At 32.9% G+C, this 14,431-nt stretch carries 17 protein-coding genes and 1 tRNA gene; 2 read left to right on the top strand and 16 right to left on the bottom strand.

Features of this window, described 5'->3' with window-relative positions; genetic code table 11:
* Positions 1 to 466: 466 nt before the first annotated feature.
* The 8 genes from fabI to AACL20_RS07060 form a co-directional block, all read right to left on the bottom strand.
* Positions 467 to 1,270, bottom strand: coding sequence for an enoyl-ACP reductase FabI (gene fabI / locus AACL20_RS05510; protein ID WP_339051957.1), 804 nt, complete (start codon positions 1,268 to 1,270; stop codon positions 467 to 469).
* A gap of 268 nt (positions 1,271 to 1,538) precedes the next feature.
* On the bottom strand, positions 1,539 to 1,826 hold the full coding sequence (gatC, locus tag AACL20_RS05505; protein WP_339051956.1) for an Asp-tRNA(Asn)/Glu-tRNA(Gln) amidotransferase subunit GatC: 288 nt from the start codon (positions 1,824 to 1,826) through the stop codon (positions 1,539 to 1,541).
* 367 nt (positions 1,827 to 2,193) lie between these two features.
* Positions 2,194 to 3,369 carry an MFS transporter gene (locus tag AACL20_RS05500; RefSeq protein ID WP_339051955.1) on the bottom strand — a complete coding sequence of 392 codons (1,176 nt, stop codon included), beginning with the start codon at positions 3,367 to 3,369 and terminating at the stop codon, positions 2,194 to 2,196.
* Between the two features lie 99 nt (positions 3,370 to 3,468).
* Positions 3,469 to 4,215 (bottom strand): flagellar type III secretion system pore protein FliP, encoded by a 747-nt coding sequence (gene fliP, locus AACL20_RS05495; RefSeq protein ID WP_339051954.1) that lies wholly within the window; start codon positions 4,213 to 4,215, stop codon positions 3,469 to 3,471.
* 30 nt (positions 4,216 to 4,245) lie between these two features.
* Positions 4,246 to 4,533 (bottom strand): hypothetical protein, encoded by a 288-nt coding sequence (locus AACL20_RS05490; RefSeq protein ID WP_339041653.1) that lies wholly within the window; start codon positions 4,531 to 4,533, stop codon positions 4,246 to 4,248.
* Positions 4,534 to 4,747: 214 nt separating this feature from the next.
* The gene (miaA, locus tag AACL20_RS05485) at positions 4,748 to 5,650 is read right to left on the bottom strand and encodes a tRNA (adenosine(37)-N6)-dimethylallyltransferase MiaA (protein WP_339051953.1); all 903 of its coding nucleotides are present in this window, start codon (positions 5,648 to 5,650) and stop codon (positions 4,748 to 4,750) included.
* Positions 5,651 to 5,672: 22 nt separating this feature from the next.
* Positions 5,673 to 5,747 (bottom strand) — tRNA-Cys (locus AACL20_RS05480).
* Between the two features lie 608 nt (positions 5,748 to 6,355).
* A complete protein-coding gene (locus AACL20_RS07060) occupies positions 6,356 to 6,475 on the bottom strand; it encodes an IS630 transposase-related protein (RefSeq protein WP_410519907.1) in 120 nt (39 codons plus the stop codon).
* A gap of 405 nt (positions 6,476 to 6,880) precedes the next feature.
* Here AACL20_RS07060 and AACL20_RS05475 point away from each other — a divergent pair, with 405 nt between their 5' ends.
* Entirely contained in the window at positions 6,881 to 7,231 is a 351-nt protein-coding gene (locus AACL20_RS05475) for a hypothetical protein (RefSeq protein WP_339051952.1), read from the top strand.
* A 413-nt stretch (positions 7,232 to 7,644) separates the two neighbouring features.
* Here AACL20_RS05475 and rpoN read toward each other — a convergent pair whose 3' ends face one another.
* From rpoN to AACL20_RS05460, 3 genes are all read right to left on the bottom strand, one after another.
* On the bottom strand, positions 7,645 to 8,979 hold the full coding sequence (rpoN, locus tag AACL20_RS05470; protein ID WP_339051951.1) for an RNA polymerase factor sigma-54: 1,335 nt from the start codon (positions 8,977 to 8,979) through the stop codon (positions 7,645 to 7,647).
* Between the two features lie 736 nt (positions 8,980 to 9,715).
* On the bottom strand, positions 9,716 to 9,961 hold the full coding sequence (locus tag AACL20_RS05465) for a hypothetical protein (protein WP_339051950.1): 246 nt from the start codon (positions 9,959 to 9,961) through the stop codon (positions 9,716 to 9,718).
* 106 nt (positions 9,962 to 10,067) lie between these two features.
* Positions 10,068 to 10,223: a hypothetical protein gene (locus AACL20_RS05460; RefSeq protein WP_339051949.1), complete on the bottom strand. Its 156-nt coding sequence runs from the start codon at positions 10,221 to 10,223 to the stop codon at positions 10,068 to 10,070.
* On the opposite strand from AACL20_RS05460, the gene AACL20_RS05455 reads away from it, so the two are divergent.
* Positions 10,222 to 11,042 (top strand): IS5 family transposase gene (locus AACL20_RS05455; RefSeq protein WP_339051669.1). Its coding sequence is split into 2 segments (ribosomal slippage): positions 10,222 to 10,609 and positions 10,609 to 11,042, totalling 822 coding nucleotides; the frame shifts between segments, so codons are not numbered across the junction. The two genes, AACL20_RS05460 and AACL20_RS05455, sit on opposite strands and share 2 nt — an antisense overlap.
* Here AACL20_RS05455 and AACL20_RS05450 read toward each other — a convergent pair.
* The 5 genes from AACL20_RS05450 to AACL20_RS05430 form a co-directional block, all read right to left on the bottom strand.
* Positions 11,005 to 12,075: a hypothetical protein gene (locus AACL20_RS05450; protein ID WP_339051948.1), complete on the bottom strand. Its 1,071-nt coding sequence runs from the start codon at positions 12,073 to 12,075 to the stop codon at positions 11,005 to 11,007. The two genes, AACL20_RS05455 and AACL20_RS05450, sit on opposite strands and share 38 nt — an antisense overlap.
* A 41-nt stretch (positions 12,076 to 12,116) precedes the next feature.
* Positions 12,117 to 12,500: a hypothetical protein gene (locus AACL20_RS05445; RefSeq protein ID WP_339051947.1), complete on the bottom strand. Its 384-nt coding sequence runs from the start codon at positions 12,498 to 12,500 to the stop codon at positions 12,117 to 12,119.
* Between the two features lie 136 nt (positions 12,501 to 12,636).
* A complete protein-coding gene (locus AACL20_RS05440) occupies positions 12,637 to 13,020 on the bottom strand; it encodes a hypothetical protein (protein WP_339051946.1) in 384 nt (127 codons plus the stop codon).
* Between the two features lie 136 nt (positions 13,021 to 13,156).
* Positions 13,157 to 13,546 carry a hypothetical protein gene (locus AACL20_RS05435; protein ID WP_339051945.1) on the bottom strand — a complete coding sequence of 130 codons (390 nt, stop codon included), beginning with the start codon at positions 13,544 to 13,546 and terminating at the stop codon, positions 13,157 to 13,159.
* A 130-nt stretch (positions 13,547 to 13,676) separates the two neighbouring features.
* Positions 13,677 to 14,060 (bottom strand): hypothetical protein, encoded by a 384-nt coding sequence (locus tag AACL20_RS05430; RefSeq protein WP_339051944.1) that lies wholly within the window; start codon positions 14,058 to 14,060, stop codon positions 13,677 to 13,679.
* Positions 14,061 to 14,431: the final 371 nt, after the last annotated feature.

The raw sequence follows: 14,431 nt of genomic DNA, 5'->3' as shown, positions 1-14,431 counted from the left end.
TATGCAAGAGGTCTAATTAGTCGCCTGCGTCATAACTCTAAGGAACATAGGATTTATCTTTGCCTGCAAGCAATTATTATGCATCAAAAGTCCTCAAAAAAATGGCAAAATTATATATCCGAAAATTAGTGCAAGGCAGATATAAAGGCTAATTTTTGCAAATTCTTCCATGACTTAAGACTAACCAATGTCAACATTCTTGTTGTCGGTCAAGAGTGCATTCCCTAAATTTGAGTATGCATTAACTTTGTGGTGCTTATAAGAGATGAAGAGCTATGTTATCACAAGGTGCAGAGCGATTAGATGAAACGCTGGTTGTCAGTTGTGATGCAAAAAGCCATATTGCTTGAAATTTTGGCATTAGCAGAGAAACTCTTTATCAAGATTTAAGAAAATAAAGACTGTTTCCTTAAAGAGCTTTTTAAAGGCACCAATTTTGAAAAATATGATGAATATACGAAGTGGTTTATTTTTGTTCAACTGCATCCAACATTTTCATTCCAACTGTATGATATCCGCTATCTACATGTAAGACTTCACCGGTGACTCCAGAACTCATATCGCTTAGTAGATATACAGCACTTGAACCTATATCTTCGATTGTCACATTCCTGCGCATTGGTGCGTTTTGTTCATTCCAATTTAGTACTTGTCTAAAATCTGAAATTCCAGAAGCAGCTAAGGTGCGAATTGGGCCAGCTGAAATTGCATTGACTCGTATTTGCTTGTGTCCAAGGTCCATTGCTATATATCGAATGCTGGCTTCAAGTGCTGCTTTAGCTACTCCCATAACATTATAATTAGGTATAGCTTTTTCTGCTCCATAATAACTCATAGTGAGTATAGAGCCACCATTTTGCATAAGTTCAGCTCCTTCTTTTGCAATAGCAGTCAAAGAATAACATGAGATATTCATGGTGTTTAAGAAATTGTCTCTAGATGTGTCAACATATCTCCCTTGAAGTTCTGCTTTATCTGAAAAAGCGATTGCATGTACAATAAAATCAAGTGTTCCCCAGCTAGATTTTATCTCTGCAAATACATCATGAATAGAGTCGTTTTGCGAGACATCGCAAGGCAAGACTATCGTTGATTTGACCTGCTCTGCGAGAGGACGAACACGTTTTTCCATGACATCACCTTGGTATGTAAACGCAAGATCTGCTCCGTTTTCAAAACAAGACTTTGCAATACCCCAGGCAATAGATTTATCATTTGCAACTCCCATTATAAGGCCTTTTTTGCCTTTTAAAATACCATAAGCGCTCATTATATTTTTTACCTTTTGAACTACAATTTGCAAAAATAGCGTACAGGTCATCAAGATGAACCTTGCAAGCAAAAACATTATTTATACTTATCATGCTTTTGTTAATAGCAAAGCAGTACATGTTATTAATTAAGTTGCATTTTTATGTGCTGTTGGAACTTAACTTTCATATTGATAAAGAAACATGACTAGATAAGTCAGATAACTTTTATATCGCAATATGTCAATACAGTAATGAATTAATAGCATTACTGATTATTTTTTTATATTATTCAACAACCTTAGGAACGGCAAAACAACCATATTTTGCATCAGGTGCGTTTGAAATGATCTTGTGCAAAATATCAAGTTGTTGCGCAGTGTCATCTCTTGCTGTGAGCGTATTTGAAATGGTATTCACAAGTGGTTCTATACCCTCAACATCCACTTCATTTAACTTTTGAGCCATTTTGAATATACTACTCAATTCTCTTTGGTAAGAAACAGCTTCATCATGAGAAAGCGTTATGTGTACCAATTTAGCAATTTTATTTACGTCTTCTAAAGTTATAGTCATACGTTCTATATATAATTATATTTATGAGAATTTTAAAATTTGTAGTTGATGAAATCATAAAGTGCTGTTCAAATGATTTACATTGCAAATACAAGAGACATATCAACTTGCAAATGAATCATACAAATGCATATAATTAGTGAGTCTGCCTGTAAAAATCAATTTGCTGCGCAAATGAATTTTTGCAGAAAGTGAAAGTTTTTAGCAACTTTACCACTTTTTCTGCTGAACTTTCGATACATCATAATTGCTTGCATGCCAAGATAAATCCTGCGCTTCTTAGCGTTATGACGCAGGCGATTAGTCAACCTCCTATCTTTCCATTGCTTCATGACTAAATTCTAGTCTTTTTTATTGTTTATAATATTTAAGCTATAGTGCCAATATTTACAACTTTTGGTGTAATTCGTAAAAGCAAGATTATAAATACAAACGATAATAGTATACTAAATGATATTACAGCAGCAGTAGGAAATAAATCTTGATGTCCATAATAACTTGCAAGCTGCAAGAAGAACGAGCATATCAATAACCGCATTCCTATTAATAACGCTGTAATCTTACTCTTATCATTTTTGTGCAAAGACATTGCTGCTGGATAAAGCATATTTACTAAAAAAGCAACTCCTATAGAGCAAGGTATGAACGAACCTGTTACAAAAAACGGATTATAAGATTCGAATATTCCAACTAACAGAATAATAACGCAGGTAATGAGGCTGCAGATACATCCAAAATTAAAACATGCCTTGCGCCCAAACTTTTTGATAAATACTCCACTAAATAAGCTAGGAATAGCAAATGCAAGAGCTAAAGACCCTTGATATATACCAAAAGTTTCTAATGAAACTGTCATCCTATCCATATAGAGTAGTGGTGCCATTCCTATAAAGACCCAATAAGGTGCTGTAGCAAACCATATAACAAGTCCTATTAACCAAAAATTTTTTGATAATATACAAGAAATATATGAACGGTAAAATGATGATTTAACTACATTTTGTAAACTAGGTTTTATATAGTAAAGTGCAAGTATTAAACAAAGCACTCCACAAATTAATAGAGCTATAAAGTTGGCGCGCCAAGAGAATAATAAAGATATATAACTACCAGCTATAGGTGCAAATGACATTGCAATAGCACATGTTCCATGAATCAAACCAAAAAGGTGGACTTGTTTGTCTTCTGGATAATCATCTGCGATTAATACTGGGATGAGTATAGAAGGAGCAGAAATTCCTATACCTTGCAAAGCTCTTCCAAGCAAAAGAAAATCATATGTAAATGGAAATACACATAAGAGACTTCCTAACACAAAAAGTGATAGGCCACATACCATCACATGTTTTCTTGGATAGCGATCACCAAGCCATCCAACTAATATTGCGCCAATACAATAGCTTATAAAGTTTATACTTAGCGCCATTTGTGTTTCAAATGTTGAGATATCAAAGAAACGCTGCATTTCTGGAAAGCTTGGTATAAAAAGGTCTAACTCTATGCCTGTTAATATTGAGACTAGAATAAAAGTAAAAAGTTTCATAATGACATTTTCTGCCCTACATTATATTTTATTTACTTGCAAAATACGTTAAAGTACCAAGGTTGAAATGTATTTTGAGTACAACATTACAATTCACGGTTATCCTATACCATAACTTTTAATTATGCTACCGCATATCATATACCAACCATCGATCAAAACAAAAAAAACAAGTTTGAATGGTAAGGCTATCATAGCAGGTGGTACCATCATCATACCCATTGCCATCAAAACAGATGCAATCAACATATCGATAATCAAAAATGGCAAGAATATCAAGAACCCTATTTCAAATGCACGTTTTAGCTCGCTTATCATAAATGCAGGAATGAGAACATGAAATGGAATTTCATCATTTGAGACATTGTCTAACTTTGCTATATCTAGAAAAAGTTGTCTTTCCTTATTTCCTGTATTTTGTAGCATAAAACTATGAAATGGTTTTGCTATACTTGCAAGTGCTTGTTCTTCTCCTATTGAGTTATTCATAAGTGGCAGCAAGCCATCTTCATAAGACTTAGTGAATGTTGGTGCCATTATAAAAAAAGTAAGAAAAAGCGCAAGGCTAATCAGTACAATATTTGGAGGAGTTTGTTGCAGACCAAGCGCGCTACGTACGAAAGATAATACTATTGCTATACGTGTAAAAGAGGTGACCATGATTAAGATTGATGGAGCTAAGCTCAAAATCGTCAGTATGCCGATCAACTGTATAATCTTAGAGGTGAAAACAGTGGATCCATCCTTGTGACTATCAATTCCAAGATCTATAGTAATTCCTTCAGCAAATGCGGTGCATTCAAAGCAGAATAGTAATATTAAAAAAAGTAATATAACGTTTCTCATACCAACTCATCAACTAAAATATAGCAGGGGTTAATAGAGAGTTGGGGATATCTGCTTTACCTCTTTCTCTGTTTCCTCTGCTGCGCTTTCTATTATATCGACAACTATATCATTATTGCCTAGCAACAGCACATACGATTTGTTGTTATAATCTACTATAAGTAGCTTTTTCTTAATATCAATATTCAATACTTCTTTGACGTGTAATTTTTGCTCTTTAGTAATGCGCCATAGATTAACCTTTCTTATTTTTTGGAGGAAGATGGCTAAAATTCCTATCAAGGCTAAAACTAAAATTAATGCTATTAAAATTTGCATATTAAACAATATATTAATACCTTGTTAAAAGTTGATATTTTGGTTGTTATAAGTAATTTTATGAATTTAAAATTGAATTGTATATAAGTTGATTTATATAATCTTTGGTTATAAATAAGTTTGCATCTTAATAAAACGAGTTCCTAGTTAAATATTTACAATACAGCTATACAAAAATCACTAAATTAGAAGGGGCAATACAGAATATAATGAATTAACTTGTAATCACAAGATCATACATAAATTGGTTATTAAACCATGTATATTGTCTCTTTGCGTAATTTCTTGTTTTCCGCTGCGCTTTTTCTGCGGCTTCAGCCATAGACAAAGAACCATTTATATAGCTGTGCAATTCTTCAAAGCCAAGAGCTTTATGGTACTTTATATTAGTATAACACTTCAGTACACTTTCAACTTCGGCGACAGCGCCATTCTTCAGCATTTGAATAAAACGCTCGTCACATCTTTTATATATAATATCTCTTGGAGGATTAACAAAGATCATAAAATGAGGAAGATTTGCATCTATTCTACAAACCTTATTGCTTTTACATTGCCAAGTAGAAAGTGGAATGCCAGTTTCTTCAAAAACTTCAAGTCCTCTGACTATGCGTTGTATATCATTACTATGTATTCTTCCTGCAAGAATTGGATCATGTAGCGAAAGGAGAGCATGAAGGCCTTGTGGTGTGTTGCAATTTACTAAATAGTTGACTCTTGATTTTGCTTCTTGAGAAATATTAGGTATTTTTGCTATGCCAAAGAGTAGTGTCTTAATATAAAGACCTGTTCCTCCAACTATAATCGGTATCTTCTGGCTTTCTAAGCATTTTTTTATTTCATCTTCAATAAGTTGTAGCCAAATTGCAACAGATGACTTTTCAGTGCAGTTAATTACACCATATAGTCTATGTTGTTGAGAAATGGTATGTTGTAACGTAGGTTGAGCAGTGAGTATTGGGATTTCCTTATAAAGCTGCATAGAATCTGCATTGATTATAACTCCATCAAGCTTAGATGCTATCTCAAGAGCAATCAAAGATTTACCAGTTGCAGTCGCGCCGCATACAAAAATCATGCTATCTCTTGGTAGATCAGATATGAAACTGCAATCCATAAAACACCTACACGACCTAAATTGGAGGCCGAGGTCAGAATTGAACTGACGTATAACGGATTTGCAATCCGTTGCATTACCACTTTGCTACTCGGCCTAAATAACGACGTTGAGAGATGCATGCTATCATATAAGATATATCTGGGCAAATACTTTTTCCGTCCTAAGAATGTGTCTATGTATTGAAAGCAGGGTACTTGAGCATATGGTTAATTCTTTTATCGCGGATAGACTCAAAACATGATTTTTATGCTTATTTTGATGTCATATGTGTTGCAAAACAGCAACTATAGCACTGATGAAGGTAGTGCCAACTAATCAGGAATAGCATTTTTATATTTAATAAAATTCCTTACTTCCATGATGTCATAGTCTTTGCCTGCTACAACAAGCTTAATTTTTTCCCAAGGTTAATCTTGCCATAACTCTTCTACTGCATTACAACACTAGACCTATTTCGAAACTCTACTTATGACAAGAATTTGTGCGTCGATTTTGTGTTCGCAGCTCCTCATGTATACCAAATATACTCTTGTCTTGCCGTATCTAAATCTTCTACTACTTTTTTGCCAGAAGCTAGTTTCGAAAGAGGTCTACTGCCTTTGGTTAGGAAATAGCTTGTAATTTATACATGAATTTTCGCACACTAGCTAAGTGCATCACGGTACCAAGGCCTCGTCTACCTCTAACATATTGCTACGTTATCTAGCGATAAACTGTATCAGCACATATATCAAACACAATAGTGGCTTCCTTCTTGCTGACTTCTGGCGATATATAAGATATAACCTTCTTTCTTAAATCTATAGAATAATAACGCCCCATATCGAATAATATGTATTAATACTTTTTACATCTTATATAATTATTTATTAATCAATCAATTAGGAAAATACTATAATTGATAAAACTGAGATCAAAAACAGAAGAATATTTTGTAGTATTAAAATCTGGATGTAAACTAACACAAATTGTTCATCATTTTATAATTATAACTTGCATTAGATATTGTATTTACAATGCAATATTGTATCTTTAATAATAGTTATATATAATGCTGGTTGAATAAAATAACTTATTTTTAACTAAGCATCATTTTATAGAAATAACCAAATAGCTTTTTGTGCAGCAATTTGTCATAAAAATTCAAATAAAACTTGCAAGCACGAGGTTTATTAAACTAAATCTTTTATTAAATACATTATTATAACTTAATTGTGTGATGGTTCTATGGCAGTATGTCCTTGTTGTGTTCCAGCTGCAACTGCAGCAGCAGTTACTTATGGTGTTTTAACAATGTTCGGGATAACATTTGATAAAAAGTGGATTATTTACTCAGCACCTGTGATATCTTTCTCTGTCTTTGCAGGGTATAGTATTTACAAGTTTAGCAAAAATGACGATAGTGAGAAAAGTTGCTGTACAATGCAAAAGAATGTAGAAGAAAACTTGTTGTATAGTACAAATTTAATTAACAATAATACAGATGTTTGCTATGCTACAGATTATTATCCTATAGATGAAGAAAGTCATATTGTAGATAATTCTCTTCCAACTATAAAACCATCTTCTGACGTTTAACTTCTCTAGAACAATTTATCATTGTTGTTGAAATTCCTTGAGAATTATAAGTCTTATACGCCGCAGATAATAAAAATAGAGTTGGTCTTTCATTGTGAATATATAAGTTAGATTTTAAAAAGAGACTAGGAAGTCCGCGCGCAAAAAGTCTCAGAAGCTGCATAAAATGATGTTTAGAGTGTCAAAATAGTGGTTTTAATCCGTAATAAAATGTTATAAAAGGCACAAAAACCTTATGGATTTTGTTAAATAGTATTTGCTAGGGACAGGACAAATTATATATCCGAAAATTAGTGCTGGGGTTTTATGCTTGTTTTTGTACATTTAATTTTCAGCAAAAATTTTATTTGCGCAGCAAATCAATTTTTGGCGGATAGACTGCATAACTTAACATAGAAATTGCAGTGCTTTACTCAAGCAGAAAGATTTAAGATATTTTTTCTATGTTGAGATTTAGGAATTTTCATTGATTCCCTGTATTTGGTAACAGTACGCCTAGAGATTTTGATGCCTTGTGATTGTAGTGCCGTACATATCTTTGCATCTGACACTGCTGCTCTTTGGTCTTCAGAGTCAATTAGTGCTTTAATTTTGTGTTTGATCACTTTATTTGAGTAAACATTCTCTGAAATAGCAGATTGTATAGCGGGAGTCAGAAAATATTTTATACTGAACGTTCCAAATTCCGTGCGTATAGTTTTATTCGATATTCTGCTGATAGTAGACTCGTGACACTCTAAACGTTCAGCCAAGCTCTTAAGTGTCATAGGCTTTATATATACTGGACCTTCAAGAAAGAACGCATATTGTTCTTCTAATATAGCATTTGTCACTTTAATTAATGCTTTATTACGATTTGATACTGCAAGTAGTATTGCATTTGCGCGTTGTATATTGTTCTTACAATATTCTTTTTCTGTTTCGGAGAGGTCTTGTTGTTTTATAATATTTATATATTCTCTATTTATTTCTATAGATGGAAGAGATTTGTCATTTAACACCGCAGAAAAGCTATTGGATATTTCATCGCGTATCACGATTACATCTGGAATAAGAGTTTGTACCTTGTTGCTAGAAAAATTGCTCCCTGGTTTTGGGTTAAGCTTGTTGATAAGTTTTATCTTATTTAATATATCGCCTTCACTTGTGCCAATTATAGTTTTCAGCTTTTTCAATTCAGATTTTGCTATTAAATCTAGATTTTCTAGGATTTTCACCATGATATCATCTAATATCCCATTTTCTGCGCACTGTATTTTGAGACATTCTTTTAGATTTCTTGCATATACTCCTGTTGGCTCAAGAGTTTGTAATTTTGGCAAGATTGCTTCAATATCCTCGATGCTTTTTCCAATCTCTAACGCGATATTTTCTATAGATTCTGTGATATAACCATTCTCATCAACATATTCTGTAACAGCATGCCCAAGCACTGCGTTTTCATTTTGCCCTTGGAAAAGCAGATTTATTTGTCCTTGTAGATGTTGTTGTAATGTAACTTCTTCTGTTTGGCTGAGAATTAACTTTTCTTGACTATTTAACTTTTCTTCAGGACCTTCGTTTATTTCATTATTTGTGTTTTCCAAATCTATAAACGGATTTAACTCTGCCTCTTGCACGAGATAATCAGATAATTCATGGGAATGCATCTGTAATATTTCAAGCGATATACGCATCTCTTTTGTAATTTGCAGAGAATGTGTTTGCACATTAGTAATTTTCTGACTTACTGCATTTCTTGCCAACATACAAATCTTACAAATGGATTGTTTAGTAGTTCGCGGCCGCAAAGATGAAGTGATAGCTAAAGTAGTATAAAATAGGTGTGATATATTTTGGAATAAATTTTTATTTTATTTCAGGCAAGAGGCTGATTTAAAATTTATCAAAAAGATAAAGACCCGCATGCCAGTTTTATACTGCTTTAACTGTAGCGCTGCCTTAAGTAAGTGTACACGCGCATGAATTTGAATGACATGATTTTTTTAGAGTACCAGTTTAACTTCTAAGTCAAATATTATATATATTTGCGAAGAAATTAACGAAGTAATACTTTAAAAATCAGGCCAAAAAGATCAGCGCATGTGACTTATGAAGGCAGTGCCATATACCAAAGCTCGCAAATAATAGAGCACTTTAGCTTCGTCTTTCTTAAAAATTTAAGTGCGCTCTTTGCCGGCAGTGCCTAGTACAGCTAACTCAAATCTCATCTTCAAAGTCTTATCTTAAATTTTTTAAGAAAATACGCGGCGATTACATGCTGTGATTTGGTATGATACTTCAATAAATTTATTTGATGTTATCACATGGAATACAACTTTAAAAGGAGTTACAAGCGATAAAGATGTAAGAGTTTTTCATAAAGCTATATAGTATTTCTGTGAAAACCAAGCAGCAGTAAGATTACAAAGTCAAATACTTTAGTTGGCACTATAAATTCCAAGATTAAAATCAAGAAATTTATTTATATACTTATTATACTTTTCAAAATTGACGCATCTTAAAAAGACAGCTCGTTATGTATTGATTATATATGCCACTCGCATTCTTTCTAGTTCTTTGTGCGGTATAAAGAGTAGCAAACACCCTAGAATTTAAAACCTCTCTAGTTTCCAAATCCATCATAACATGAAATTTACGATAACGTTTTAAGCCTTTATATTTTTTATCTGTAGTAATTCTTTCATGCCAATCACTGAAATTATAAACGCTAATTCCTTTGCTATCCACGGCAACAAACATAGGAGAAGTCTTATCTCTTACATAACTTTTTGCTTGCGATCTAAAGTTTTTATTCTTCTATGCATAGTAGTATAGTCAGGAATTTCATCTAGTATTAATTTCTGCCGATCTCATTTAACCCTTCAAAACTACAAATCGAATCTATTTGCTCATGAAAAGGTGATAATTTGTCGTCTCTAAATGGAGATAATAGACCTCTTGCATAACCATATAAATTGATTAAAATCCTTGATTTTATCAAGGATAACATGAAGTTTGAAAACATCAAAGATGAATACGCAGAAGAGTTTCGCAGGCTTACTGGCATTAAACGAGGAACGTTTGAAGTTATACTAAGTATATTAAAAGAAGCTGAAGCTATTTTAAAGTCTCAAGGTGGAAAACCCAATAAATTGGCTTTAGAAGATCGATTACTCATGACGCTTGAGTACTTGCGTGAATACAGGACATATTTTCATATTTCCCGCAGTTATGGAATAAGTGAAAGTGCCTGTTATCGTAATATACGTTGGATTGAAGATACTCTAATTAAAGATAAACGATTTTCACTACCTGGACGTAAAGCATTACTAAAAAGCGATTCTGAATACGAACTTGTGTTAATTGATGCTACTGAAACACCGATAGAACGACCTAAAAAAAACAGAAGCACTTTTATTCGGGAAAAAAGAGGCGACATACTCTAAAAACTCAGCTTATTGTGGATAAAAGGAAAAAAGAAATCATTTGCACTAATTTTTCTAATGGCAAGCGTCATGATTTCAGGTTATTTAAAGAATCCGGAGTTCACATCCACCCTGAGATTAAAGTTCTTACAGATACTGGTTATCAAGGCATTGATAAGTTGCATTATAATTCAGAGTTACCAAAGAAAAAGACAAAAAAGCGACCACTAAGCAGGAAAGATAAAAAGAAAAATCGTCAATTGTCTAGTGAACGTGTTTTAAATGAAAACGTCATAGGCATGATCAAACGATTTAAAATTATCGCTGATCGTTATAGGAACAGAAGAAAACGATTCGGTTTAAGGTTTAATTTACTTGCTGGTATCTATAACTTTGAGCTTTAAATAGGTTATGCAAGAGGTCTAATGTATCACATTGCTTTGCAATGGTCGTTAAGTAATCAGGATCATAAAAATTGTTATCTCGTATATCAAAACGTGAAATTCCCTGCACAGGTTGCCCCATTGCATTGGTACCCTTCCACAGATATTCAATTGAATAAGTATCTAACTTTTGTATCTCCCAGTTACAAGTCTTGCAAAAGGTTTTCATATTAAATTCTTTACAATGATCATATTGCTTATTAAAACATTCAATGGCAGTATTACAATAATATTTAGCGCCAATAGGAGAAGACCCATACATAATATACTTGTAAGATTTACCTGTATTTAAGACAAGACCTAGATTTAAATCCTTCATTAATTGATCAAACTTTACATTTTCTCCTGCTAAATAGTGCTTGCTTTTATTAAAACTAAACTGCTCCAGCCTCTCTTTACTTTGCTTAATAAAATTACCTAAGCCACTTGAATTATTAGAAATCTTATTTTGCATTTCTTTAAGGGTGTCTATAGCACTAAGAACAAATTTATCTACATTTGTATGATCTAGACTCCCATCTATGCCAGGTGCCCATAGATCTTTTTTCTCCAGCTCAGGCTTTAAATCAATATTGGCAGCTTTAGCCAATAAATTTGCAGCCGTATTGCTATTTTGAACATGACAAATCGAATTAGGACATCCCGGTATCGGAAGTTTATAATCATAATTACCTGAATTAATCTGCTTGCCAATCTCCCACATCTTCTCCATCTTGCGCTGGATTTCTTCATCTGTTCCGGTGATTGTGTAGACTTTTACCCTATTTTTAGAGCTCCAATCTTCTCCTAATAAATTTTCATTTTCTTTTATGTAATCAGTATAAATTACTTTAAGATCATCTGTAAGCATTCCAGTACCTTTATTTGTCTCAGGTCCTGCCCTTAAGATCTTTTTGTGACCTTGACTATCGCTACTTACAATATAAAGATGCTGAGCAAAGCTAAATGGTTGCTCTACCGGTCTTGCAAAAAATTCAATAGTTGATGATTTCATAATTCGCTCTAATTAACTCATTGTTAAAAAATATCATAATATTATGTAACTAGCTTTGGGGTCTTCGCTCCCCCAACATATAATAACTTATAATTTTTATCCCCCATAATCCATATTATATATCCTCCAAGAGGATCAAAACTAAGCCAATCACTGCTATATTTGCACCAATAAACTAACCCATATTTTTCTACCTCTTCTTTCAACTGCTCTTCACCCGATCTATCTTCACACTTTGCGCCAGATTGCTCAAATAATTTCATCATTTCCCTCATATCAGAACCAAGCGGAAATTTCTTTTGTAGATCTGCCTTAAATTCTTTACCATCTTTATAGCGCTCGAATTGGATAGGCCGAGTATCTATAAGCTCTTTAGCATATAAATACAGGAAAAAAACAGCTATGGCCATTAAAAACTTTTTCATTATTCAATCTTTAATAAATAGTTGAGAAGAATGCCATGGCAATAAGTGGCTAGGCGCTTAAAAAACTTTATTATATTCTGTTTTTACGCAGCAAGAGATAAAATTGCTTTAATAAATTGTTAAAAATATCATAATATTATGCAACTAGTTTTGGGGTCTTCGCTCCGCCAACATGTAATAACTTATAATTTTTATCCCCCATAACTGATATTATATATACTCCAAGTGGATCAAAACTAATCCAATCACTGCTATATTTGCACCAATAGATTATATCATATTCCTTCATATCACTTGGCAGACCTTCTTCACCTGATATATCTTCACACTTTGCACCAGATTGCTCAAATAATTTCATCATTTCCCTCATATCTGAACCAAGAGGAAATTTCTTCTGTAGATCTGCATCAAATTGATCACTATCTTTATAGCGTTCGAATTGAATAGGCCGAGTATCTAAAAGCTCCTTAGCATATAAATACAGGAAAAAAACAGCTATGACTATTAAAAACTTTTTCATTATTCAATCTTTAATAAATAGTTGAATAGAGCGCCGTGGCAATAAGTGGCCAGGCGCTTAAGAAACTTTATTATATTCTGTTTTTGCGCAGCAAGAGATAAAATTGCTTTAATAAGTTGTTAAAAGTATCATAATATTATGTCACAAGTGCTGTAGTTTTCACTCCGTCAATATACAATAACTTATAATTTTTATCTCCCATAAACCATATTTGATATACTCCAAGAGGATCAAAACTAAGTAAATCACTGTTATATTTACACCAATATACTAAGCCATATTTTTCTACTTCCTTTTTCCAAATACTTACATGTGATACATCTTTACACCTAGCACCAGATTGCTCAAATAAATTCATCATTTCCCTCATATCAGAACCAAGCGGAAATTTCTTCTGTAGATCTGCATCAAATTGATCACTATCTTTATAGCGCTCGAATTGAATAGGCCGAGTATCTAAAAGCTCTTTAGCATATAAATACGAAAAAAAACAGCTATGACTATTAAAAACTTTTTCATTATTCAATCTTTAATAAATAGTTGAATAGAGCGCCGTGGTAATAAGTGGTCGGACGCTTAAGAAACTTTATTATATTCTGTTTTTATGCAGCAAGAGATAAAATTGCTTTAATAAGTTGTTAAAAATATCATAATAATTATGTAACGAGTTTTGGGGTCTTAAATCCAGTAATAGACAATAACTTATAATTTTTATCCCCCATAAACCATATTTTATATCCTCCAAGTGGATCAAAACTAATCCAATCACTGCTATATTTACACCAATAGATTACATCATATTTCTTCATATCACGCGTCATATCTTCTTCATTTGATCTATCTTTACACCTTGCACCAGATTGCTCAAATAGCTTCATCATTTCCCTCATATCAGAACCAAGCGGAAATTTCTTCTGTAGATCTGCATCAAATTGATCACTATCTTTATAGCGCTCGAATTGAATAGGCCGAGTATCTAAAAGCTCTTTAGCATATAAATACGAAAAAAAGACAGCTATGACTATTAAAAACTTCTTCATTATTCAATCTTTAATAAATAGTTGATGATTTGTTGCGTTTATAATCAAAGATGTAAGTTAAGAGGTTGTATGAATAGTATAAGACTATGCTAGCATTAAGATACAAAAGTCTTCAAAAGTAGAAGAGCTATTTGAGGCTTGGTTATTCTTTTTTTGTGCAGCTAGTAGATAAAATTGTTCTAATAAGTTGTTTTAATGCTTTTCTGCAGCTTAGCAAAATTAGTCTATTCGCCAAAAATTGATTTACGGCATAAAGAAATTTTTGCGGAGAAGTTAAATGTGCAAAAATTAGCTCTGAGATCTGTCCTCTGCTAATTTTTGGATATATTAATTGCCCCTGCGCCTAAAAACACTACTTTCACAAAATCCGT

The sequence above is a fragment of the Candidatus Lariskella endosymbiont of Epinotia ramella genome (genome assembly GCF_964019805.1).
Classification (GTDB): Bacteria; Pseudomonadota; Alphaproteobacteria; order Rickettsiales; family Midichloriaceae; genus Lariskella.
Note: the sequence above shows the minus strand (reverse complement) of the source record. Positions and strands in the feature narration are given on the sequence as shown.

Coding starts and splice junctions, on each gene's coding strand:
- fabI (WP_339051957.1), bottom strand. CDS start 1,270: ATGAGCGCTTATGGTATTTTAAAAGGCAAAAAAGGCCTTATAATGGGA.
- gatC (WP_339051956.1), bottom strand. CDS start 1,826: ATGACTATAACTTTAGAAGACGTAAATAAAATTGCTAAATTGGTACAC.
- AACL20_RS05500 (WP_339051955.1), bottom strand. CDS start 3,369: ATGAAACTTTTTACTTTTATTCTAGTCTCAATATTAACAGGCATAGAG.
- fliP (WP_339051954.1), bottom strand. CDS start 4,215: ATGAGAAACGTTATATTACTTTTTTTAATATTACTATTCTGCTTTGAA.
- AACL20_RS05490 (WP_339041653.1), bottom strand. CDS start 4,533: ATGCAAATTTTAATAGCATTAATTTTAGTTTTAGCCTTGATAGGAATT.
- miaA (WP_339051953.1), bottom strand. CDS start 5,650: ATGGATTGCAGTTTCATATCTGATCTACCAAGAGATAGCATGATTTTT.
- AACL20_RS07060 (WP_410519907.1), bottom strand. CDS start 6,475: ATGGGGCGTTATTATTCTATAGATTTAAGAAAGAAGGTTATATCTTAT.
- AACL20_RS05475 (WP_339051952.1), top strand. CDS start 6,881: ATGGCAGTATGTCCTTGTTGTGTTCCAGCTGCAACTGCAGCAGCAGTT.
- rpoN (WP_339051951.1), bottom strand. CDS start 8,979: ATGTTGGCAAGAAATGCAGTAAGTCAGAAAATTACTAATGTGCAAACA.
- AACL20_RS05460 (WP_339051949.1), bottom strand. CDS start 10,223: ATGTTATCCTTGATAAAATCAAGGATTTTAATCAATTTATATGGTTAT.
- AACL20_RS05450 (WP_339051948.1), bottom strand. CDS start 12,075: ATGAAATCATCAACTATTGAATTTTTTGCAAGACCGGTAGAGCAACCA.
- AACL20_RS05445 (WP_339051947.1), bottom strand. CDS start 12,500: ATGAAAAAGTTTTTAATGGCCATAGCTGTTTTTTTCCTGTATTTATAT.
- AACL20_RS05440 (WP_339051946.1), bottom strand. CDS start 13,020: ATGAAAAAGTTTTTAATAGTCATAGCTGTTTTTTTCCTGTATTTATAT.
- AACL20_RS05430 (WP_339051944.1), bottom strand. CDS start 14,060: ATGAAGAAGTTTTTAATAGTCATAGCTGTCTTTTTTTCGTATTTATAT.